18 protein-coding genes are annotated in these 22,262 nt (G+C 57.1%); 3 read left to right on the top strand and 15 right to left on the bottom strand.

All coding sequences use genetic code 11. From position 1 onward, the window contains the following. Window positions 1-117: 117 nt before the first annotated feature. The 9 genes from AC2TDJ_RS00385 to AC2TDJ_RS00345 all read right to left on the bottom strand — a co-directional run bounded on the left by AC2TDJ_RS00385 (window position 118) and on the right by AC2TDJ_RS00345 (window position 10,597). A complete protein-coding gene (locus AC2TDJ_RS00385) occupies window positions 118-1,116 on the bottom strand; it encodes a glycosyltransferase family 2 protein (protein WP_480838124.1) in 999 nt (332 codons plus the stop codon). 321 nt (window positions 1,117-1,437) lie between these two features. After that, window positions 1,438-1,641 carry a hypothetical protein gene (locus AC2TDJ_RS00380; RefSeq protein ID WP_480838122.1) on the bottom strand — a complete coding sequence of 68 codons (204 nt, stop codon included), beginning with the start codon at window positions 1,639-1,641 and terminating at the stop codon, window positions 1,438-1,440. Window positions 1,642-2,113: 472 nt separating this feature from the next. Continuing rightward, window positions 2,114-3,484, bottom strand: a complete 1,371-nt coding sequence (locus AC2TDJ_RS00375; protein WP_480838120.1) for a nucleotide sugar dehydrogenase — start codon at window positions 3,482-3,484, stop codon at window positions 2,114-2,116. Between the two features lie 246 nt (window positions 3,485-3,730). Then, window positions 3,731-4,474 carry a polysaccharide deacetylase family protein gene (locus tag AC2TDJ_RS00370; RefSeq protein WP_480838118.1) on the bottom strand — a complete coding sequence of 248 codons (744 nt, stop codon included), beginning with the start codon at window positions 4,472-4,474 and terminating at the stop codon, window positions 3,731-3,733. Between the two features lie 3 nt (window positions 4,475-4,477). Beyond that, window positions 4,478-5,926, bottom strand: a complete 1,449-nt coding sequence (locus tag AC2TDJ_RS00365) for a protoporphyrinogen/coproporphyrinogen oxidase (RefSeq protein ID WP_480838116.1) — start codon at window positions 5,924-5,926, stop codon at window positions 4,478-4,480. Next, window positions 5,923-6,894: a lysylphosphatidylglycerol synthase transmembrane domain-containing protein gene (locus AC2TDJ_RS00360; protein WP_480838113.1), complete on the bottom strand. Its 972-nt coding sequence runs from the start codon at window positions 6,892-6,894 to the stop codon at window positions 5,923-5,925. The genes AC2TDJ_RS00365 and AC2TDJ_RS00360 overlap by 4 nt, the downstream gene beginning before the upstream one ends. A 1-nt stretch (window position 6,895) precedes the next feature. After that, the gene (locus tag AC2TDJ_RS00355; protein WP_480838111.1) at window positions 6,896-7,807 is read right to left on the bottom strand and encodes a glycosyltransferase family 2 protein; all 912 of its coding nucleotides are present in this window, start codon (window positions 7,805-7,807) and stop codon (window positions 6,896-6,898) included. Window positions 7,808-8,273: 466 nt separating this feature from the next. Beyond that, the gene (locus AC2TDJ_RS00350; RefSeq protein WP_480838109.1) at window positions 8,274-9,449 is read right to left on the bottom strand and encodes a glycosyltransferase family 4 protein; all 1,176 of its coding nucleotides are present in this window, start codon (window positions 9,447-9,449) and stop codon (window positions 8,274-8,276) included. Window positions 9,450-9,508: 59 nt separating this feature from the next. Next, window positions 9,509-10,597, bottom strand: a complete 1,089-nt coding sequence (locus AC2TDJ_RS00345; protein ID WP_480838107.1) for an NAD-dependent epimerase/dehydratase family protein — start codon at window positions 10,595-10,597, stop codon at window positions 9,509-9,511. A gap of 156 nt (window positions 10,598-10,753) precedes the next feature. Between AC2TDJ_RS00345 and AC2TDJ_RS00340 the strand changes: the two genes are divergently transcribed. Then, window positions 10,754-11,806, top strand: coding sequence for a Gfo/Idh/MocA family protein (locus AC2TDJ_RS00340; protein WP_480838105.1), 1,053 nt, complete (start codon window positions 10,754-10,756; stop codon window positions 11,804-11,806). After that, window positions 11,806-12,726, top strand: coding sequence for a glycosyltransferase family 2 protein (locus AC2TDJ_RS00335; RefSeq protein ID WP_480838103.1), 921 nt, complete (start codon window positions 11,806-11,808; stop codon window positions 12,724-12,726). The genes AC2TDJ_RS00340 and AC2TDJ_RS00335 overlap by 1 nt, the downstream gene beginning before the upstream one ends. Window positions 12,727-12,735: 9 nt before the next feature. On the opposite strand, the gene AC2TDJ_RS00330 is transcribed toward AC2TDJ_RS00335, so the two are convergent. Then, a complete protein-coding gene (locus AC2TDJ_RS00330) occupies window positions 12,736-13,878 on the bottom strand; it encodes a glycosyltransferase family 4 protein (protein WP_480838101.1) in 1,143 nt (380 codons plus the stop codon). A 240-nt stretch (window positions 13,879-14,118) separates the two neighbouring features. Between AC2TDJ_RS00330 and AC2TDJ_RS00325 the strand changes: the two genes are divergently transcribed. Further along, window positions 14,119-15,360, top strand: a complete 1,242-nt coding sequence (locus AC2TDJ_RS00325) for a glycosyltransferase family 4 protein (RefSeq protein WP_480838099.1) — start codon at window positions 14,119-14,121, stop codon at window positions 15,358-15,360. On the opposite strand, the gene AC2TDJ_RS00320 is transcribed toward AC2TDJ_RS00325, so the two are convergent. The 5 genes from AC2TDJ_RS00320 to AC2TDJ_RS00300 form a co-directional block, all read right to left on the bottom strand. Then, window positions 15,357-16,886 (bottom strand): GMC oxidoreductase, encoded by a 1,530-nt coding sequence (locus AC2TDJ_RS00320; RefSeq protein ID WP_480838097.1) that lies wholly within the window; start codon window positions 16,884-16,886, stop codon window positions 15,357-15,359. The two genes, AC2TDJ_RS00325 and AC2TDJ_RS00320, sit on opposite strands and share 4 nt — an antisense overlap. Beyond that, window positions 16,879-18,333, bottom strand: a complete 1,455-nt coding sequence (locus AC2TDJ_RS00315) for a glycosyltransferase family 39 protein (RefSeq protein WP_480838096.1) — start codon at window positions 18,331-18,333, stop codon at window positions 16,879-16,881. The genes AC2TDJ_RS00320 and AC2TDJ_RS00315 overlap by 8 nt, the downstream gene beginning before the upstream one ends. Before the next feature lie 21 nt (window positions 18,334-18,354). Then, the gene (locus tag AC2TDJ_RS00310; RefSeq protein ID WP_480838094.1) at window positions 18,355-19,326 is read right to left on the bottom strand and encodes an NAD-dependent epimerase/dehydratase family protein; all 972 of its coding nucleotides are present in this window, start codon (window positions 19,324-19,326) and stop codon (window positions 18,355-18,357) included. Between the two features lie 172 nt (window positions 19,327-19,498). Beyond that, window positions 19,499-20,956: a lipopolysaccharide biosynthesis protein gene (locus AC2TDJ_RS00305; protein WP_480838092.1), complete on the bottom strand. Its 1,458-nt coding sequence runs from the start codon at window positions 20,954-20,956 to the stop codon at window positions 19,499-19,501. 89 nt (window positions 20,957-21,045) lie between these two features. Continuing rightward, window positions 21,046-22,215: a PepSY-associated TM helix domain-containing protein gene (locus tag AC2TDJ_RS00300; RefSeq protein WP_480838090.1), complete on the bottom strand. Its 1,170-nt coding sequence runs from the start codon at window positions 22,213-22,215 to the stop codon at window positions 21,046-21,048. Window positions 22,216-22,262 lie beyond the last annotated feature (47 nt).

Raw genomic sequence — 22,262 nt, 5'->3', positions numbered from 1 at the left:
ATAGGGTATTCAAATTGAGGATAACCTATCATTGAACAAATATCTGCTCATCCGGATAGTCTGAGGAAGTAGAGGCTGTTATCTGACACGTGCAAGGTTTTTGCGACCCCTGAACGGTCATGCGGAAACGTTATCTTCTGGTTCGAACCCCAGACTGCTTTCGACAATATAGAGCGGCCGATTTCGGGCCTCTTCATAGAGCCGTCCCAGATACTCGCCAATAACACCCAGCACGACCAGTTGCAGACCGCCGATCAGCAGCACTGCGACCATCAGCGAGGCGTAGCCGGGCACATCCACGCCGTGGATCAGTGTGCGCAGTACCAGAAAAAGGCCATAGAAAATTGCACCCAAGGCCGTCAGCATCCCGATATATCCGGCTATTCTCAGGGGAACCGTGCTGAAACCCGTGATGCCGTCCAGCGCGAAATTCCAAAGCCGCCAATAGTTGAATTTGGTCTTTCCTGCCGCGCGTTTGGGGCGGTTATAAGGGACCTCTGCGTGGCGAAACCCGACCCAGGCAAACAGCCCTTTCATGAATCGGTTCTGTTCGCGCAACTGAACAATGGCACGAACCACGCGCTGATCCATGAGGCGGTAATCACCGGTATTGGCGGGGATAGGGACACCGGAAAGGCGGTTGATAACTTGATAGAACTTCGTCGCCGACCAGCGCTTCATTGTGGTATCCGAACTGCGCTGACGCCGAACGGCGTAGACCACATCAAAACCCTCGCGCCATTTCTTTAAGAAATCCTCGATCAATTCGGGTGGATCCTGCAGATCGGCGTCAATCGGCACGACGGCCTTGCCTTTTGCAACGTCAAGCCCGGCGGTCAGCGCAATCTCTTTGCCGAAATTCCGGGAAAAGTTCAGCACTTTGACGCGATTGTCACGCTCATGCGCATCTGCCAAAAGGGTGGCGGTTCTGTCCGTGCTCCCATCGTTCACGCAGATGATTTCAAAGCTTTCGCCCAGTTTTTCTAGATAGTTCCCAAGGCGTTCAAAAAGGATTGGCAGAACATCTTCTTCGTTGAACATAGGAACTACGACACTGAGCGTAGGAACGCTGTCGTCCTGTGAGATGTGCCGATGTGTAGATGTCAATTTGTTCATGTCCGGCGCCGTGGCGAATGTATTATGGTTGCTTGCGCCTAAGTGATCACGCAACGGCGCCGGGTTCAAAGAGTTTTGCAGTCAATCGTGAATTTTCAGGCAATGCGTCTGTCAAAAGCCACCGAAAGATCAGAGTCGTACATTCTTTAGGTAAGGTACCGCCTCTGATCTGACCGCTTTGTTACGGGCGGTCAGGCTGCGCCTGCAACAAGGTGTTCTGGTTCAGGAGAGAGTTTTGGCAACTTGAACCTGTTTTGTTCATGCCCAATACGGGAACCGCCCAACTGCTACAGTCAGAGAAAGCCGAGTAACGAAAAGTCGTTAATAAACCAGAGGGCTGCGCTGTTTTTGCAAGCGGGTTTTCAGCGATCGGACACTGACTATTACAACAATTGCAGTCAGAATGAACATCCAGCCGAACAACATGTAGAAACCCAAAGCCATCGACAGGGAGTATCCGGAAAACAACGCCATTCCACCAGCGCTCAAGCCGACAAGAATAGCTATCCCCAAAACGCCCATCATGAATTCAAGTCCTCCGGTCCTTGCCCATGCGTCAGCGAAATCACTGAGTGGTGGCGGTTGTTCCCAAGGGTTTTTTCCCCTCTGGGTATTCCGCGACGCAATCGTGGCAAAATTTGGACCACCTTGGGTAAAAATTTGGTTATTGAATACAATTTCGGATGCTAAATCGCTGACTAAGCGATATATCGCTCAGATTTTGGGTTGGATGGCAAATCCGGGCCGATGTGGCCGTCAACCAATGCTTCCAGCGAATGTCCGACCCGGCTCATTCTCTGGATCGCGAGGCTCTTTCCAAAGTAGAGCAAGAATATTAGTTAAATAACAGTCGGTTATCCGAAGCAGTGGCGAAATCGCCTCTGATAAAGCGAGAATGATGTGCAGACGGGAGACTCGCGTTCCGAGGGCGTGCCTCCAACCTGCACCAGAGTTTTGATAGTAATGGGCGAAGTTCGGTTATCTGCCGGGACGCAGGTTACAACTTGACCAACCGTCCGCCCGTTACTTTGATCCCTTGTTTTTCAAAGGCATTGCGGGTGTCAAAAACCAATGCCGCATCGCGCGCAACTAGTTCGTAATTCATGGCGCTGTGATCGGTGATAACGGCCACGGCCGCATAGCGCTTCAGGTTTTCATCCGTCAGCGGTTCGGACGTTCGCCCTGCCAATTGCGGGTATTCACCGCCTTCCGGCAGGCGAGGGAAAAACGGATCATGATAATCCACCTTGGCCCCCAGTTTCTCCAACTCTTCCAGCAAAACCAGGGCCGGGCTGCGGCGGGTGTCCTCGACATCCCGTTTGTAGGCGATACCCATCAGCAGTATCTTTTGGCCGGTCAATGGCTGCCCGGTATCCGCCAAGGCCGAGCCGTTTCTGGCCGTGAGTTCAGCAGTGATGCGAGCGGCCAGCAATTCCGGCACGGCGTCATTGCTGCGGCGTGCCAGGTTGATGATCGGAGTGTCTGATCCCGCATCCGCAGCCCTCCAGGCCAAATAGGCGGGAGACACCGGAATGCAGGCGCCGCCAATGCCGGGACCGGGATAGAAGGGCATGAAGCCAAAGGGTTTGGTCGCCGCGGCCTCGATCACTTCCCAGACGTCCACATCCATCGCTTCCAGCGCGGTTTTCAATTCGTTGACGAGTGCAATATTGACGGTGCGGAAACTGTTTTCGACCAGCTTCACAGCTTCGGCGGTGGCGGCGGAACTCACCGGCACGGCGCTGGTTACGATGGCGCGATAGAAATCTTCGACCAGTTGTCGGGATTGCGGGTCGTCGGCACCGACGACCTTGGGAATGCTGTGTGTGTCGAACTTGTCATTGCCGGGGTCTTCTCGTTCAGGCGAAAAGGCCAGGAAAAAGTCGATGCCGGCGCGCAGGCCGCCCGCTTCGAGAATAGGCTGAACCAGAGTTGTTGTGGCACCGGGCCAGACGCTGCTTTCCAGAACCACCAACTGACCGGGGCGCAGATGCTGCGCGATGGTTCGGGCTGCGGCCGCGACAAAGCGCATGTCAGGGTCTTGTTCGTCTGTCAAAGGCGTGGGTACGCAAATCAGCACGATATCCGCTTCGGACAGTGCGGCGGCGTCCTGGGTTGCGCGGAACCGTCCGCTGTCCACCGCCTGCGCGATCCGGTCCTGCGCCAGATACGAGATGACCTGTTCGCCGCGGTTGATCCGCGCCACCCGATCGGGGTTGAGATCCACACCGGTCGTGTCGAACCCCTCATCATAGGCGGTCAATGCCAGAGGCAGGCCAACATAGCCCAACCCAACCACGGCGACCCGTGCGTCGCGGGCCGCGATAAGCTGTGTGAGAGACTGATGATGCGAGGTTTCGTAGTTCATGATTCAACCTGATTATACAAAGTCACACTGGAATACTGGCGGTTTTCCCGCGAAAACTGAATTATCTCGGCCAGCAGGATGAAGGGGATAAAGGGCAAAGCCAATAGATTTGTTGGAATTCAATTCAGCCATCGGAGACTGTTTGGAAATTCCGGACAATACGCCCATTTTCGCAGCTCTGTTTACTCATTGACGCTGGTTTCGAAGCGCAAAAATGGCTCTTGATTTTGATGCGGGTGAGGGTGTTCATCTCCATACTCGTCTGGCAGTGCTGCGTATGCGCCGCAGGGCTTGGCGAATGGCCAGGTAGGTATTGCCTTGCCCCGCCAGATGCGATTTCCAGCGGGAAACATCGCTAAAATAGAACATCTCCAGCCGGGGCAGGTCATAAAGATCGGAGTCCGGTTTGGCCACCCCCAGTCTTGTGCCCACCGACGTAGAATAATGCTGTGCGACGCATTTTTGGACGGTTGGGGATGTCGCACCATACGGTGGCGCAAAATGGTGAACGGGTTGCTCGATCCGGGTTGCGATATCCACTCCTGACTGAATGACCTCGTGTTCCAGCTTGGTGGGGGGCAAATTGGACAGGTCTGGATGGGTGATGCTGTGCGCCCCAAAATACACGCCTTCGGAGGCCAGATGCCGGACCCGGTCCCAGCTCATCAATGGGCGGGGCGGGGAATTGCTGCCGACCCATTCCTCGCGGTTCCCCATAAGCCCCGAAGGCAGATAAACGATGGGGCGAAAGCCGTAGTCGCGCAGGATGGGCCAGGCGACCGTGTCGAAATCGGTAAACCCGTCGTCAAAGGTGATCACGACCGAGCGTTTTTGCGGTGGCTTTGCCATTGCGTCCGGAGAGACAACCGGTAAGCCCGACTCAGCCAGTGCCTGCATCTGTGCGCCAAAGGTTTTTGGAGAAATCGACGTCGGACCCGGTGCATCGGAAATCGAGTGATACATCAGAATATCGAGCTGAGGTTCCGCCACGGATCAATCCTCGACGATATGGGTGGCGAAGATTTCGCGGTATGTGTTCCACCTTTCACGATCAACCTGGCCATCCGGTCCGATAACCTCGGCAGCCGCATAGGCCATTGCAAAGGCATGATGGGTGTTGTCGTGGGCAAACAGGCCCTGTCGCCCGAACACCAGCAACCCGTCCAGCCCCAGCAACCACTGATCCACGGTATCAAACCGGCTCTGATAGTCGACATCATAAACCGGGTAGGCGTGGCTGAGCCTTCGGGTCTCGCAACGTCGCACCGGCACTGTCACAGGCAGGCCAAGTTGTCCCAGCCATCCGGTGAATTCGCGGCCAAGCTCCTCGTCGGACATGTCCCACCATTTCTCACCGGGGTCGCAAGGCAATTCGGCGCAGAGTACGGTCACACCTTTCGGATTGGACGAGGCGGAATAATTCTTGGGTTCCGACATCCGGCTGATAGGGATCGACGTTTCGGGAAAATAATGCGCGTCGAATTCTGTGAACTGGTCGGTCTCAAGTATCAGATACAGCAAGATCATCCCTCGGAACCGGATGGTTCTGGCGGCTTCGACCACCGCGGCAGGTGGCTCATCAATCAAACGTGTGAGGCCGGTCAGAGGAATGGTTGACAGGATCAGGTCACCGTCCAGCCGGGTTTCGCCTTTGCCGTCCCGAATGGTCAACCCGGTCACCCGGCCGCCGTCACGTTCGATCCGGGTAATCTCGGTTTCGAACAGAAATTCGGCACCGTTTTCACGGGCGCTTTGCAGCATGGCGTCCGAAATCTGCCCAAACCCCCGGCGCGGGTAATAGAACCGACCGGCGGTTTCGCTGCGCAGTCCGGGCATCAGCCGAAGCATTTTCATCAGGATTTTGCCCACCGAACCGCTGCCGACCCGGCGTTCAGCCAGCGTGACGGCCAGTTTATCGGGATCAAGCCCCCAAAGCTTGCGTACATACGGAAAGTAGAAGTTCTCGGAAATTGTCGGACCCAGACCGCCATACAGCACAGTCGAAAATGTTGCCGGACCGGTGTTTTTCTTGCGGAATGGCTTCAGAACCATGTCTCCGACCAGCGACAGCGCAAAGGGCTTGGGAAGGCGCATCAGTGCATCGGTCAGCTTTAGCGGGAAATGAATCCACTTACCCCCCAGTCTTATGCGCCCGTGCCGGGGACGCAAAAGCAGGTCATCGCCCAGCAGTTTCTTAACATCATCAAGCACTTCAGGCTCAGCTGCGGGGTGAAAACGGTGTGACCCGTAATCGCAAATCACGCCCTCGATCGGGAAGGAGGCCGAGTTCCCCCCGGCCTGACCTGCGCGTTCAATCACTGTAACGCGCGCCTGACCTTTGCTGGTCAGCGTATGCGCCGCAGCCAACCCTGCCGGACCGGCGCCGAGTATGATGATATGCGGCTTGTCCGCACCGGCACCCTGTCGGGAAACATCCGTCACTTGTAATCTTCCTTTCCAGTAGGGCGGGGGCTCAGTTTCAACCCGGACAGGCTGAACACCAGCGCGCCAATTCCGCCCGCCACAAACAACACGGCCTGCCACATCAGTCCAGCCGCCACGATCACGGACGGATCCGCTCCGAAAGGTGCCAGTAATACCGCAAGCGTGGCCTCCCGCAGGCCCAACCCATTCAGCGATACGGGCAGAACGGCAACGATTTTTGCCAATGGCCAGGCAAACAACCAGTCACCGATGTCAACTCCGGTACCCGCTGAAACCGCGAGCCACCAGGCCAGTACGGCAAGTAGGCACTGGATCACGGTCGAGGCCACGAAGGCCATCGCAAGAAGTACCGGTTTCCGTCCAAACTCGGCAAAGGCAACGCCCAGCCGCTCTGCAAAACCCCGACCCGGCAAGGACGGAACCACGCGCCACGGGATCGGAAGAAGGCGCGGCAGGGCAATGACGCCGGCCACTGCGACTGCAAGAAACAGACCGACCTGCAGGACCATCCCCCCATCCGCACCCGCGTGTCTCGATAAGACAAGACCGATGCCCGAAACGGTCAAAAGTGCCAACATGTCGATCAGCCTGTCGACCGCAGCGACCGCGACGACATGAGCGCCATCCTTCACGGTGGCCTGGGCCAGACCGGCCCGAACGGCGTCGCCTCCGATGGCGCCGGGCAGACACAGGTTTGCCGCGAGACCCGCAAAATGGGCACGAATTGCCATGAGCGGCGGAAACTCCCGGCCCAACAGAAGCCACCATTTCAGAGCAGCACCAACATGGGCCAGCAAAAACAACAGCAGAACCAGCAAAAAGACTTTTAAGGAAATCGATTCAAACGCCTGGCGGATCTGATCAAACGGCAGCAGCCAGAACAAAATGGTCAGCAGCAGCAATGAGCCCACGGCCCGTATGACCCAGCCGCGCCGGATCGTAAAGGAAGAGGGCGAGGCGCTCATGTCAGGGCCTGAGATGCAGCCGCGAAATCATGTCGGCGATCAGGCCAAGCGACCAGATCATGATTGCCGCGAGGAATGAGAACACCGCTGTTTCGCTGAGGTTCCAGTAGAAGATATCGATCAGGAATTTCACCGTGCCCAACGTGAAAAACGCCAGACCCAGCGGGATGAAAACCCGAAGTGGATTGAACAAGGTGCTGATGCGCAGGATCAGGATGATGAAGTTCAGAAAATCAATCGGTCTGATCTTGGATTTCCCGACCCGCTTGCCGTATTCGATCGGAGTGTAGATCATGCGCTTGCCGTTCGAAGTCATGCACAGCGTAATCGTGGTGGTGAACGAGAAGTTCTGCGGCAATAGTGGCAGAAACGGGATCAGCTCGGATTTGCGAAAGACCCGCATGCCCGAGTTGAGATCGTTGATCTTGCGCTCGGCCAGAAACGACGCAAAGGCAAACAGGAACTTTTTGGCAGGTTTGCGCAACAGTGGCACGTTTTTCATCGCCGCGCCGCGGTCGCCGACGACCATGTCCTGTTCGCGGCACAGTCCAAGCATCTCGGGAAGGTAGCGCGCCGGATAGGTGCCATCGGCATCCATAATCGCGACATAGTCATATTGTGCCATCCTGATCCCGCGCTTGAGGCTGGCGCCATAGCCCGAATTGACGTCATTATAGGTGACAATCGCACCGCTTTCGCGCGCACGGGCACGGGTGTCGTCCTGACTGGCGTCATCAACCACGATGATCTCGTAGGGGATGCCAAGCGGTTCGAGATGCTCGCGTACATCGTCGACCGTGCTGCGAACAGCGTTTTCCTCGTTGTAAGCCGGGATAACCACGCTGAGTTCCATGCCCGCCGTATTTGGTGCGGCCAGCTCTTCTGTGGCGGTCATTTCAGTTACATTGTTCATTGAATTGAACTGTCCTTTATCTGAAATCCAGTCACCGGGCCGGATCTGACTTTTCAGCTTGAATCTGGATCAAGCCGATTTGGTTTCTGCCTTCGCATCCTATCCATATTGGTCCTAACCGAGCATAGTTGGCAAATTTGGCAAAAATCGAACGATCAAAAGCAAAGTTATGTTCGTTCATCAATTGGCACCAGATTTGAGCCGCCGTGCTTGATGGACCCGAAACATGCCGCCGGTCAGTCGTGGAAGCCGCACTCGGCCATACGGGTGTGGTGAGATATATGTGAAAAAGAAAGCCGTAGCATTTGAACAGGTACCCAACCAATCAGAAAAATCACTTGCGCCCATTGTGTTGTTCTGCGTTTCGAAGTCCAGAACAAGGTTATGCGGCGAATTAATTTTGTTTCGCGCGTGTCCAAAACGGCAACAATGGCGCGTTCAAGCTGGCTATAGTTGCCTAAAGGGCTCAAGCCTTTCCAAGCGCATTTTTGAAACTCACCTCCGCCAGCTCTGCGCCTTTTTCCCAACTGAACTTTGATGCCTGTGCCAGTGCCCTGGTGGAATAGGCATCGCGCAGACCCGGTTCGGTCAAAAGTCGGATCGCCTGTTGCGCCAATTCGGTCTCGGAAAGTGGATCAAAGTACAGACCTCCATCGCCCACGACCTCGGGCAAACTGCCACGGTCAGAGCTGAGAACAGGCGTACCGCAGGACATCGCTTCGAGCGCGGGCAGGCCGAACCCCTCCCACAGAGAAGGAAAGACCAAGGCGTCCGACGTGTTGAGCAGTAATGTCAGCTGTTCGTCGTCAATCTCACCAGTAAAAACGATGCTATTGGAGCGCGCCGCGTCTGCAGCGGCGCTGGCTTTGAGGTCTTCCACATTGTCCCAGAACCGCGCGCCCGTTGTGCGTCCGACTATTGCCAGCCGAGTTTCTGGTACTCGGGCCAGGATACTTGGCATCGCCTCGATCAGGCGCAGCACGTTCTTGTGCCGGTTGAAGCCCCCGACATATACCAGCAGCGGCGCATTGTTCGGTATCCCGTATGACTGCCGGGTTTGTTCCAATAGTCGCGCATCGTGGATTTGCCGAAACACCGGCTCTGCGCCTTCGGTGATAATATCAGTGCGGTTTGTCGGGACGTTCAGGATGCGCTCCAGATCGTCCGCCGAAGCCTGCGAGATCGTCATCACCCGCGTGGCCTGTTTCTTGGCCAGCCAGCATTTCGCCTGCCACAATCTAAAATTCAACGTCTTGGGGAATATCAGATCGGGGAAACGTTCAGGAATGGTGTCATGAAAACACACGACCGAGGGGCGTCGGGTCAGTTGTGGAAAATAGGAATAGACGGCCGGGTAGAAGAACAGATCGCAGTCCATCCGCTGAGCCGTTCTGGCCATTGTGATCAGGTCCGCCCCACCACGCACCGCCGCGCCCGAGGATGCCTCGGACATGGATCTGTCCGACCCGGCGATTCTGACATCGACGCCTTCTGGCACAGGTCTTGTCGGTTCCTGATCGAACAGCAGGGTATAGCGAAAGCCCGTCTGACGGGCGGCAAGTGCAGTGATCAGATTGCGCGTGAAACGTCCGAACCCACGCTCATTTTCCCAGGAACTGGCGTCAACACCGATATGCAGCATACTAAAACCTAAATGGCGGCCCCGAATTCAGGTCACGCGTTTCAAACGACAGGTCCGTATCAGCCATACCGGTCCCTTAAATAGTCTGCTGTGGCGGCCAGTCCGTTTTCAAGCGGATATTTGGGCTCATACGCCAATCGGGCTTTTGCATGATCGATCCGGCATCCGCCCCGTGCGGTAAAGAGCTCAAGCAAATGCCGGTCCGGATATGCGAACCCGTCGCCTTTTGCTGTGCGTTTTTTGATGGTTCTGACCAGCGCTTCGAACCGCTGGCGCCCCAGCACAGTTCGGCCAATCGCCCCGATGCGCGCCGCAGCCGAGACGGTGTCGGATCCATTACCAGCCTCCGGTTCGGGACCAAGGCGTCGGTCAAGCGCTTCATATGGCTCCGTTCGAATGTCGCCCCCACCGATGATCTTGGAATACCCCTGTAGCAACGAGGACCACAGGATAGGTTCGGGCCCTGAGATGACGAACTTTTCCTGGCCCAGATCATTGAGCAGCGCAGCTTTGAGAATGGCCTGAACGACGTCATCGACAAACACGGCGTTACACAGGCCTTCCGGTTCGGGCATCACTTGCGTTCCCGCTGCAAGATTTGCAGCCAGTTGATCCGTCCACAAGGCGCTGCCGGGCCCATAAATCAAAGTGGGTTGAAGAATTGCCGCAGGGATCGAACCTGCCATCAGTTTCTTTTCCATCTCGATTTTTGCCTGGCGGTACGGGCTGCCGCCGGGACGGTTCATCGGGCTGGTTTCGTCCAGGTTTTCGTTGGGCCAGTCGTCATAGACGACAATGGAACTTGTATGGATGATCCTGCCAACGCCCGCATCCTGCGCCGCGCCAAACAGCGAGTCGAAATCCGAAAGGTTCTTTTCCGCAGTGTCGCGCACGTTATAAGCCAGATGCACCAAAACGTCGTGTCCGCGCAGTGAGGCTGCGACTGCCGCGCGTTCACCAAGTGCGCCGATCACCACATTTGCACCCATCGCCTCCAGTTCCTTGGCGCCGTGGCGGCTGCGCAACAGGGTTGAGACTGTTGCTCCGTTGGCCAGCAGGGCGGGAACCAGACGCGCCCCGAGAAACCCGGTCGCACCGGTCACAAAGACTGTTTGCCCCTGCAGTTTTTCAGATCCCGCGAATTCCACTGTTGCCAATCCCCTACCAATTCAAACTCAATCATGAAATCGTTGCGCTTCAGAAGCCTAGCGCAGGGTGATCGCACATGCTACTCCGCATGAAAGTGATTTGCTGTTATAGATGTCCGGTGTGTGGCACCCCATGGTTTTTGAGTGAGGAATTTGATGAGGATCGGTGTGATCGGGGCGGCCGGTAAGATCGGCCAGATGCGGGTTCAGAACATTCACGAGTCTCCTGATGCCGAGCTGGCGGCGGTCCTGGATCTTGAGTTTCATCGCGCCGTGGCTGTGGCGGATGGCGCGCCGGCCTTTACTGATCTCGACCGGTTCTTTGCGATACCGATGGATGCGGTGGTCATCTCGACCCCGGCGCATGTGCGCGAACCGCTGTGCCTGCGGGCCTTCGAAGAAGGGCTGCATGTGCTGACCGAAAAGCCGCTGGCTCCGACGGTGGAGGGCGCAAGGCGGATCGTCGATGCCGCCAAAAAGGCGGGCAAGGCCCTGGGGGCAGGGTTCAACATGCGCTACTACCCCTCCTTCGCTCATGTGAAGGAGGTCGCATCCTCTGGTGAGATCGGCGAGATCGACCATGTCCGTGTCTACGGCGGTCATGACGGGCTGGGCCACTTCACTCATGATTGGGAGTATCAGGCTGAATTCTCTGGCGGCGGCGCCTTGTGGGATGTGGGCATTCACATGACCGACATGGCGCGCTTCATTCTGGGCGAAATCACCAGTGTTTACGGCGTGGCCACCAACACGGTCTGGAAGGTGCCGGGGTCCGAGGACAACGCGGTGGCAATCTTCAAGAACCCCGAGGGCATTCCGGCGATCTATCAGGCCTGCTGGAACGACTGGAAAGGGTATCAGAGCGTGATCGAGGTTTATGGCGCGCGCGGTATGGTGCGCGGGGCCTATGCGCCGATGCAGAACCTCGTCATCACCATGGACAAGCCGGGCGGCGCACCCAAGCGGGTGCGCAAGTTCTATCCGGAAATAATGGTGCGCGAGAAACTGAAATCCTGGAAATCGACCGCCATCCTGTCCTTTGGCGAGGAACTGGCCGATTTCATCCGGCTGACCCGGGGTGAAACCGGATTGAACTGTGCCGACGGCCATGCCGGCTTGCGCGCGGTTGAGATTGCCGCTGCGGTTCCGGAAAGCACGCGCAGCGGTCAGCCGGTTGAACTGGACAATCTTGGGGACATGAAAATCTGATGAGCAGCGATCCGACCCTTTCCATCGTTCTGACCATCGTGCAAGGCGGCAGCTATGTGCGGGATTTTCTGGAGGCGGTGCACAGTTTCGACAATCCACCCCCGCTGGATGTGATCATCCCCTACGACGCCAGCGTCGCCGATGTCGCGCAATATGCCGAAGATTACCCCGAGGTACGGTTTCTGGACCTTGGCGTGATCGAACCCATCCGCCCGATTACCTCGGAAGCCGGCAAGCACGAACTATATGACCGTCGCCGTTCGGCGGGTCTGGCGGCGGCCAAGGGTGACATCATCGGTATTCTTGAAGATCGCGGCCTGCCGCAATCCGACTGGGCGCGCACCATCGTGCGTCTTTATGCGGAAACCGGAAAGAACGTGATTGGCGGCGCGATTGAATGCATGGAGCCGGTCAGCCCGTTGAACTGGGCTTTTTACGTCACCGATTTCGGTCGCTACGGGCGACCGTTTGAGACAGGACCGGCCGATTGGGTATCGGATGTGAACCTGACCTACAGCCGGAAGGCATTGGATGAGACCCAGCACCTGTGGAAGGACCGGTATCACGAGCCGATCGTGCACTGGTATCTGATCGAACAGGGCGAGCAACTTTGGCTATCGAACGAGGTGGTCGTGCATCACCATCGCCCCAAGGCAACCTTTCGCGAGTTGTTGCCCGAGCGGTTCGACTGGGGCCGCCTGTTCGGCGAGATTCGGGTGCGCAATCAAAGCAACGCAAAACGGCTGATGCTGATTCTGGCAGGTCCGCTGATCCCGCCGCTGCTGTGGGTGCGCCATTACAAGCTGCAGGCCAGCAAGGGGCGCGGCATGCGCTATCTCAAGGCATTACCCTATGTCATGCTGTTGTCGACGGCGTGGACGCTGGGAGAAGTCTGGGGCTACATCACCAAACGCCCCTGACATGCGACATCACCTTTGGCGCCCAGCCAGATCGTAATAAGTCCTTTCGAACTGGTGATGCACCCAATCCGGGTCGAACCGGTCCTCTCGGCTGCGATTCAGGGCATTCTCTGCCAAGATCTGGCGGCGGGCTTCGTCTGACAGAACATCCGCAACCGCAGCGCAGATCGCGTCGATGTTGCCGATGGGCACGACCGCGCCAACGCTCTCGTCGATCAGTTCGACCACCCCGGAACAGGCGGTTGCCACAGCCGGGGTTCCGGCTTGAAACGCCTCGGCGATGGTAAAGGGCAGCGCCTCCCACCGCGAAGTTAGCAAAAACAGGTCCGCTGCCCGTAAATGGCGGATCGGCTTATCGGTCCGACCAATGAACTGCAGATGTTTGTCTAGCCCCTTTTCCAAAGCAAGCGCGTGCAATTGCGCCTCGTCCGGCCCGTCGCCAGCGACCACGAAACGAAATCCGGGATGCGTGTCCTTCATTCGTGCGACGCAGTCGATCAGAATGTCGATCCCCTTCTGAGGCAGCAGCCGGGCGAGCGTGACAATCAATCGGTCGCCATCTCCCAGCAACTCCGCCCGGAGGCTTGCGATGTCCTCTGCGCTGTCCTCGGGGGGTGAGGTAACGCCGAGACCGATAACCTTCAGCTTGTCTCGCGGCACGTTGCCGATGGTTGCCAGGTCTTCTGCCGAATGGTGGCTTGGCGTAATCACCAGATCGCATTTTGCGGCGATGCGGCCAAAGGCTGCGATCCGTTCAGGTTCTGATCCATGATAGGTGACGGCAACCGGAACGTGCCGCCCGATACGGGCGAGATTGGCGACCAGAGCGGGGGCGGATTCATGGCAATGGATCAGGTCGGCCGGGTTGTCCGCCAGCCAGCGCCGCAATCGCCAGGCCGCGCCCGCCGTATGACGCAGCCGGTTCGCAATACCGCCGCCGTCACCGGCAACATAGCGTGTTGGCAGGTCCAAAAACCCTGATTGCCGGTCCGGACCCGCCCAGATATCGGCGGTGCCCGCCAGAGTGATGCGGTGATCCCGCGCCTGCAACCAGTCACTTAACCCAAGGATATGCCGGGTAATGCCACCCATACCGAACTGGGTGCCCATTTCGACGACATGAAGAGGGTCTGCAGAGGGCGTGGTTTGCATCTGAAGCGGGTTGGGGTCAAATTTCTGAGTTATTCTGTATTCATAGCATGTGCATCGCGTTTGCACATACTGAGGTCACGCCTTGGCGCAGCCGAAGTGCAATTGAAGCATGTCCGCAACACCAGGTGCCAACCGATTGCCTACAGGGCTTCCTTCTTTAGATTGTCGCAGGGATCGTGTTTCATACTGGAAAGTCATTGGTAATCTGGTCCAATTCGCATGCAGCCATTGCGCATTTTGATGTTCACCACATTCTATCCGCCGTTTTCCTTCGGAGGCGACGCCGTAGGGATACAACGCATGGCCCGGGCGTTGATCGCGCGGGGTCACGACGTGACGGTTGTACATGACGAAGACAGCTACCTCATCCTGGGCGGCAAACCGCAGCCAGAAGGGGCAACCGACGGGATCAGGCGGATCGGATTGCGCAGTCGCAACGGCATGATGTCGAATTTGCTGACCCAACAACTTGGCCGTCCAGTTGTGCATGCCGCTCGCATCCGCGAAATACTGGCCGAGCAGAAGCCGGATATCATCTGGCACAACAACACATCCCTGATTGGTGGCCCCGGCCTGCTGCCGATGGGCGAGGGATTGAAAGTCTACGAAGCGCATGAGCATTGGCTGGTCTGTCCGACTCACGTTCTGTGGCGTCATGGGCGCGAGTTGTGTGACGACCGTCAGTGCCTGCGTTGCGTGCTGAATTACAAGCGCCCGCCGCAGCTTTGGCGCTATACCGGCGCGCTGGACCGGGCTCTTGATCACATGGATCTGATCATTGCCAAAAGCGAATTCAGCCGAGCCAAACACCGCGAGTTCGGTCTGCGCCAGGACATGCAGGTTCTGCCATATTTTCTTCCCGATCTCGATCAGTCGGCCCTGCCTGAACCGGCAGCGCACGAGCGGCCTTATTTCCTGTTCGTTGGACGCCTGGAAAAGATCAAGGGGTTGCAGGATGTATTCCCGGCCTTTGATCAGTATCCCGACGCCGACCTGCTCATACTTGGGGATGGTGACTATGCCGACGCTTTGCAGAAACAGGCGGCCGGCAACGAACGGATCAGGTTTCTGGGTCGAAAGACGCTGGAAGAACTCAACGCATACTATCGTGGTGCAATCGGGCTAGTTGTGCCTTCTGTGTGTTACGAAACCTTTGGCATTATTCTGATCGAGAGCTTCCGTCTGGGAACGCCGGTGATTGCGCGACGGCTGGGCCCTTTCCCAGAAATTGTCGAGCGGGCAGAGGGCGGTATCTTGTTTGAAACACAAGACGAATTGCTTGCCGCAATGCGCGGGCTGCAGCACGATCCGGGTCGCCGAGAGGCGCAGGCACAGTCCGCACGGCGGGCGTACGAAGAAATCTGGCACGAGGATCGGGTGTTGGCCGCATACGGCGAAGCTTTTGCCCGCGCAGCGCATAAGAAAGGCCACCGCAGCCTGAGCCAAAGATTGGAATCGGGTTTGCTGGAAACCGGCGGCTAGCCCGCCAGCGTTCCGATCCGATGAGCGTTGGCCATTACCGAGAACGTAATTGTCGTCGCCGGAATGCTTGGCAGCACGGATGCATCGACAATATGAATTCGGGAAAGACCCTTGGGACGGCCCAGGACATCGGCTTGACCCGGTCCGGGATCGGATGCCATCGGAACCGAACCGCCCACGTGAAAACCTGACCCCGGCTCCCCGGCGCGCGCGGCGAATGACAATGTCGAAAGACCTGATTTGTTCAACGCTTTGGCCAGTCGGGATGTGGTTGCGGTCATGACGTTCCGGGTTTCCGGATTGTGGACCACCGAAGGTATCAGGCGTCCATCGGGTGCGAGGGACAGGTCAATCCGAGCCGAGTGATCGGAATGCAAGAACACCTGAGCCACGATCAGTCGCCGCGCCAATGCGTGCCAAAACGGCGCCGTTCCGGGCAATTTCGAACCGTAATTGGTGACCAGGTCATGCGCGAAAAACTCGTTCCAGGTATAGATCTGCGCGTGAATCAGATGTGGCGAGATACCCGGATCGGCGATCTCCAAAAAGGCCTGCGGCAGGGTGTGAAACGGGGGGTGGTCGGGCCGCCGCGGCGCCGGCCACCTGTGCAGGTTGGGCAAGAAGAAGTGCTGGCTGTCCTTCAGCGTCATGGTCGCGTGGGCATCGTCGCCTGAGGCCAGCATCAGCCGCGCGGTTTCCAGCACGCCGGTTGCGACAAAAACGCGATCCGCTGTCAAGCTTTCACCATTGTCCAGCGTCAGGGTCACTCTGTCAGCAGTTTCCTCAAACCGCCGAACAATGCCGGAGCGGTGTTCAAATTCCGATCGCTTGCGCAGAGTGCCGAGCGTTTCCCGGGCCGACCAGATATATCCCCACGGACACCCGTGAAGGCATTGCCCACAATGCTTGCAACCCGGCGCCACAGCCAAACGTGAGGCCCCTCCGAACACACCCAAATCCGCAAGCTTCGATTTTTGCCGGTCCAGCCGGTCCAAGAAACGCTCGGCCTGCGGAGAAGGGGTCAGAGTCGTGCGACCGTGCATGGAAAAAGCCGGCAACAGAGTTTCAAGATCGTCGCTCCGCCCGCTCACCGGCATGAACTCGGCGACTGCTTTGTAGTGTGGGGCCAGATCATCGACTTTGACTGGCCAGTCGGAAATGTCCTCGGCCCGGTTGGGCAATACGGCAGACCCCCAAAGATTTGACAAACCGCCCTCGGCTCGCGATGCACGCAGCCCGAAATCGTCCCCGGTCGTCAGCGAATTCTCCGAGGGTTCCATCGCGAAATCCGAACCAAATCGGCGTATCTGACCGGGCGGCGCATCAAACTGCGGTTCCTGCCAGGCGGTCCGCATGTCTTGTGACCAGTTGTCAGGCGAACACTCTGCCATGCGCCTGCGCCGCGTATCCGAGTCCGGCTCCGGGACCTTCCCGCCGTCCAGCATCAACACCCGCCGTCCGCGCGCCAGAAGGGCGGTTGCGACTGACACCCCCGAAGGGCCGGATCCAATAACCAGGTCAGTCATGCCCGATGCGTTTGAGAATAAGGATGTCGCCATCTCCGAGGGTTCCCGGGAACCGGTGAACCAACTCAAAAACCGGTCCGATATCGTCTTTCAATGTTGGGATCATTCTGAGTGAGCGCGACGGAAATGGCACAACCAGAACAATTGGTCGAGGTTGGGTCAAAGCGGCATCATAGTCTTGTTGCGACGTCAGGTTGCCCCAATCTGCGCCAAAGTACCCAGAGAACAATGGGCCACTGTGGCCCACCGAATAGACATCGGTATTGGCAGTTCTAATGTCCTCTGCCATCGCATAGGCACCCGCCATGTCCTGTTTGGGGGCCGCGTAATTTCGCTGTACCATGGCAATGGACACAGCAACCATGACAATGGAAGCGGCGATGAATACGTATCGCTCCAGGAACGGTTTTCGAAGCAGTCGTCCCGCGAAGCCCGCGCAGGCAGAAACGCCAGCCACCACAAGGATCAGAATAAAGCCGATGTCCGAAAAGAAAAAGCGCGGCCAGACCCGCATACCCAGTGCCAGCAGCACTACCACCATGAGAACGATATGAGCCAGCACCAAGGGTGCAAAAAGCGGAGCACGACTGTGCAGAGCCGCTGCGCCGATGCCGGAAGCCGCCAAAACGCAAACGGCAACAAACAAAGGTAGAAAACCTGCAGCGCCGATTGCTGTCCGGACACCTTCGAAAACGGTCCAGAGCGGATTTTGGTATTCTTGCATCAAATCGACTGCAGAGGTCTCTGAGACTGTTCCCACTGTGTTCAGAACGTACGGAAGCACCGGTGCATAAAACGCAGCGAGCAAGAGCAGTCCAACAGATGCACCGATCAAGGGCGAGAGAACAAGGTCGCGCGGCAAGCGCCCCTGAACGGCCAGCACGGTGATCAGAACAAGCCAGACCAGCCCCTGCGCGGCAAAGAAAAACGCACCAGTCAGGTGTGTGAAGACAGCTGCCGCAAAAACAACACCGTATGCAACCCAGATACCGGGCCGAGGCGATTGCACCCCGCGCAGAAAAATTATCATGCCCAGGGTGCTCCAGAACGCAAGTTCGGTGTAGCCGCGCGCATTCTGGGAAAACCAGACCTGATGATAAGACAGCGCGACCAACAGGGCGGACACATGGGCCACTGCCACGCCCGCAACATCCCGGGCGAGCCACCAGATTGCAAGAACGGTACCGGTTCCGAACAGGACGGCCGGAAGCCGATAGGCCCAGATGTGGTCGCCGAACAGAGAGGCGAAAAACTTGGATTGCAAAGTGAACAGGAAGTGGTTGTTCATGGAATAGGTCTGCATGACTTCCGCCCACGGACCGGCCACATAGTTCTGAATTGTGACGATTTCATCAAACCACAGCGGGGCATTGAGGCCGATCAGCCGCAACACAACTGCCAGCGTCAGAATGGCCGCCAGTAAGATGTAGTCAATTGACCGGAGCACGGGGTGCTGCATCGCTGAAATCTATGCCGTCATCGGAAGCCGCATCTCATTGGTGATATCATCAATGATCTGGCTTAAAGGCAACATTGGCCGAAAACCGGTGAAACGCTCCAGCTTGGATACATCAGGCAGGCGTCGCTGCATGTCCTCGAATCCGGCGGGGTATACCTGATCATACGGTACGAATTGAATCTCCGATGACGAGCCTACAGCCTTGATGATTTGCTCGGCCAGAGCGCGGATGGTGATCTCTTGGTCGGTGCCGATATTGAACACTTCTCCTTTGGCGTCAGGCGTGTTCATCAGCCGACACACGGCCTCGACGACATCGGCGACGTGCCCAAAACAACGCGATTGCTCGCCGGTGCCATGGACGATCAACGGAGCATTCTCCAATGCCGATTTGACGAAATTCGGCAGCACCATTCCGTATCGGCCGGTTTGTCGTGGGCCGGTGGTGTTGAAGAATCTCAGAATCGTGACTGGAAGGCCGGACTCGCGCGCATGTGCCAGGGCGAGGAATTCATCCAAAGTTTTGGCGCACGCATATGACCAACGCAGGTTCTTTGTCGACCCGATCGTCAGGTCATCATCTTCCTGAAACGGGAATTTCGATGATTTCCCGTACACTTCCGAAGTGGACGCCACGAACGTATGCGCCTTGTTCCGAAGCGTTGCATCCAACACGTTCTCGGTGCCGGCGACATTGGTCAGCATCGACCGGCTGGGTTCATCCATGATCAGCTTGACCCCAACCGCCGCAGCAAGGTGAAAAACGACATCCGCCGGTTGAACCAATTCGGCGACCAGTGTCCGGTCCAAGACATTGCCTTCGACGAAATTGAACGTGGTTTGGCCGGAAAGGGCCGAGAGGTTTGACAATTGTCCGGTCGAAAGATCATCCAGCACTGTGACTGTGTGGCCTTCGCGGACCAGACGTTCAGAAAGGTGTGAGCCAATAAACCCGGCGCCGCCGGTGATCAGAATATGCATTTTAACTCGCCAGACTTACTACGGAAAACCAATTTCGCCCGTTATAGCACGTCGTTGAGGGTGCTTCCACAATCCCTGAGCGAATGTTGGGAAGCGGCAGAGAATTGGCACTTAGGACCTATCCAAATGGGAAACAATTCACAAAGTTCGGTGCGATTGATTTTTTGACGATTCACAGCGATTTTTCCGGTTCTTCCTTCGGCGGACGGACAAAAGACAACAGCAGATCCAGCCTGTCGCGAAGACAGAGAAAGGCAAAACCTGAAAACAGTATCAGGCCAACCAAGGTACCTGAAGCGAGTATGACGATCCCCGACGTGCCAACCATTTGGCGGCTCAGATAATGCACGCCGATCGCCATAAGAGCAGCCAGAATCAAGGGGGCCATATGAAGACGCACCAGTGTGCCGGCACTGAGGCCAGAGATAGCGGCGAGATTGAGAAAACGCATTGGCCACAAAACCAGAAACGCCGCAACAAATGCGGTGGCTGCCGCTGGAAGACCGAAGGGAATAGCAAAATAGATCAGCACAACGCCGAGCCCAACTTCGCACCAGGCCAGCAACGCGAGAATACCGACACGTCCGGCAGCGAGGCAATAAGTCTGCTGCACCTTTTCAATACAGAGATACATCCCAAAGACGGACATGATGCTCAGAACAGGTGCTGCCGGGGCCCATTTCTGACCGAAAAGGACCGTAAGTACTGGTTCTGCAAGGACAGCCAGACCCGCAAACGCCGGAAAAACCACCAGCCCGGTCATGCGCATGATGTCCCGCAGCAATTGTGATGCTTGCGCCCCCTCGCGCATGACGGCGCCGATGGCGGGGAGTGTTACCATGCGCAATGGTGTGGTCACCAGAAAAGATGCAATTTCAATGACCCGCCAGGCGATCGAGAATAACCCTGCCTGGGTTGGGCCAAGTGCGGCTCCGATAATGACGGAAGGCATCTGAACTGCGACCAGTTCTGCGGCGCGCAAGCCGACCATCCGGTGACCGAAATGCAGAACTTCGCGGATATGCGCGGAGGATATGTGCAGTCCTGGCCTCCAGGAAACGGCGGCCCATGCCATGATCACGTTCACCCCTACCTGAGTGACGCGCTGGCCTGCGAGGCTCCAGACGCCATACCCCGAAAGTGCCATGCCAATCCCAACCAAGCCGCCTGCGATGACACCGCACACAGCCCGCAAGGCCAGCGTGCGAAACTGCATGTCGCGCCGCAACAACGCCACCGGAACCGCAGTCAATGCAATCAGGGGCACAGTTGGCGACAATGCGGCAATCAGTGGAGCAACTTGTGCCTCCTTGTAGAACGCCGCGATTGGACCTGACGCAACAAGAAGCAACCCAGCCAGACCGAGGCCGAATGCAGCCAACAGCCAAAACACCGAGTTGAGACGCTGCGGAGACAAGCCTTCATTTGTCAACAAAATCTCTGAGACGGACTCACGAACCAGAAACTCCGGCAGCAACACGAACGCCGCTGCCATTGCCAGAATGCCAAATGCTTCGACGCCAAGAAGGCGCGCAAGCAAGGCGAAAACCACGAAATTGATTGCCTGTTCTACCCAGCCGCCCGCCGACATCCAGGCGACACCCTTGGCAAATTTCCGTTCAAGTGACATCGCAACCTTGTCGTTTGGCAAAAAATGATACCGGACCTGAGGTGAGTTAGGAAGGGTGGATCACAACTAAGCAGGCAAAACCGGGCTGTTCACAGCGCGTAGTGATAAATCGTGGCGGCAATCATCCCCAAGACCATCAATCCATAAGCCCAGCGGAACACTCCAAGCGCCATCCAAACCTTCCGTATTGCGCTCATGCTTTCGTGCTCGGGTCCAGCCTGGCGCGCGGCGAATGTCAGCATTCCGCTGACTGCCACGCCAAAACCCGCCAAACCCAGACCGAACCAGAGCAGTTTGGAAAACAGGCCGCCCCAGATTCCATAGTGGAGTTGGATAAAAAGTTCGCCCATGCGCGCGATGCCCGTGTTGTTGGCGGGTGTCAGCGTTCCGATAACCTCCATGGTCACGGGGTCGACGAATACTCTGGCCGGACCGATCAGTCTGGAGCCTCCGGCCCAATGTCCGAAGAAAGTGATGCCAGCGCTTGTATTGCGGGGGGGAACCATGACCTTCGGGTCAAAATCGGGCAAAGCAGTTCGGGCAACGGACTCGGCCTGATCAATGATTGCGGCGCCAAAATCTTCCGGCAGCACCGTGGTTCGGTCCCGTCCAGGCGGAGGGGAAGGTGTATGCCCGTTGATACCCAGCCCTCCGAGAAAGAAGAAGACGGTTGTAACGGCAATCAACAGCATCAGAATCGCAGACCAAACAGCCAGTAGCCGATGCAGCCCTCCAAACCATCCGCGCCGACCCGAGCGGTCGGAAGGGGGGCGAAAGAAGCCTTTCCAGAACCGTCGGTAGCTTACCAAACCCGAAACGACCAGACCCAGCAACAGGAACGAGCTGGCGGAAACAAGCAGGTAACCCAATCGGTGGTCGGTCATCAGGGTTTCGTGCAGCGGGTCGAGAATCCCTGTTAGACTCAAACCTCGTTCGACAAACAGTACGGCGCCGCTTGTTGGGTCCGTCCATAAGGCTTCTGCACCGCTGGAAGAATGAACATAAACCTTGTCCAGCTGCCAGGCGCTGGCGTGCCTTTCGATGACGTTCACTGCACGAACATCTTCGTCGGACATGGCGGACTCGTAGATTGTTCCAAAGCTGGCCGTTCCGTCTTTGCTTTCGAATGCGGTCCAGACATTTGGACGGAATGCCAGCTCAAGATCGCCCGCAATTGCAAGAACCGACCCCGTCAAAAACATGAACGCCATGAACAGGGATAAATGCAGCCCCAGCCATGTGTGAATTTTGAACGTCAAATTGCGGAAGCGACGACCCATGCGTGCAAAATACCTTTGTCACCCGA

This window comes from Ruegeria sp. HKCCD6647-2, from assembly GCF_057221075.1.
This window is presented reverse-complemented; position numbering and strand designations above follow the sequence as displayed.

Excerpts from the sequence above, each read along its gene's own strand:
- AC2TDJ_RS00385 (WP_480838124.1), bottom strand. The coding sequence starts at position 1,116 with ATGAACAAATTGACATCTACACATCGGCACATCTCACAGGACGACAGC.
- AC2TDJ_RS00380 (WP_480838122.1), bottom strand. The coding sequence starts at position 1,641 with ATGATGGGCGTTTTGGGGATAGCTATTCTTGTCGGCTTGAGCGCTGGT.
- AC2TDJ_RS00375 (WP_480838120.1), bottom strand. The coding sequence starts at position 3,484 with ATGAACTACGAAACCTCGCATCATCAGTCTCTCACACAGCTTATCGCG.
- AC2TDJ_RS00360 (WP_480838113.1), bottom strand. The coding sequence starts at position 6,894 with ATGAGCGCCTCGCCCTCTTCCTTTACGATCCGGCGCGGCTGGGTCATA.
- AC2TDJ_RS00355 (WP_480838111.1), bottom strand. The coding sequence starts at position 7,807 with ATGAACAATGTAACTGAAATGACCGCCACAGAAGAGCTGGCCGCACCA.
- AC2TDJ_RS00350 (WP_480838109.1), bottom strand. The coding sequence starts at position 9,449 with ATGCTGCATATCGGTGTTGACGCCAGTTCCTGGGAAAATGAGCGTGGG.
- AC2TDJ_RS00340 (WP_480838105.1), top strand. The coding sequence starts at position 10,754 with ATGAGGATCGGTGTGATCGGGGCGGCCGGTAAGATCGGCCAGATGCGG.
- AC2TDJ_RS00335 (WP_480838103.1), top strand. The coding sequence starts at position 11,806 with ATGAGCAGCGATCCGACCCTTTCCATCGTTCTGACCATCGTGCAAGGC.
- AC2TDJ_RS00330 (WP_480838101.1), bottom strand. The coding sequence starts at position 13,878 with ATGCAAACCACGCCCTCTGCAGACCCTCTTCATGTCGTCGAAATGGGC.
- AC2TDJ_RS00325 (WP_480838099.1), top strand. The coding sequence starts at position 14,119 with ATGTTCACCACATTCTATCCGCCGTTTTCCTTCGGAGGCGACGCCGTA.
- AC2TDJ_RS00320 (WP_480838097.1), bottom strand. The coding sequence starts at position 16,886 with ATGACTGACCTGGTTATTGGATCCGGCCCTTCGGGGGTGTCAGTCGCA.
- AC2TDJ_RS00310 (WP_480838094.1), bottom strand. The coding sequence starts at position 19,326 with ATGCATATTCTGATCACCGGCGGCGCCGGGTTTATTGGCTCACACCTT.
- AC2TDJ_RS00305 (WP_480838092.1), bottom strand. The coding sequence starts at position 20,956 with ATGTCACTTGAACGGAAATTTGCCAAGGGTGTCGCCTGGATGTCGGCG.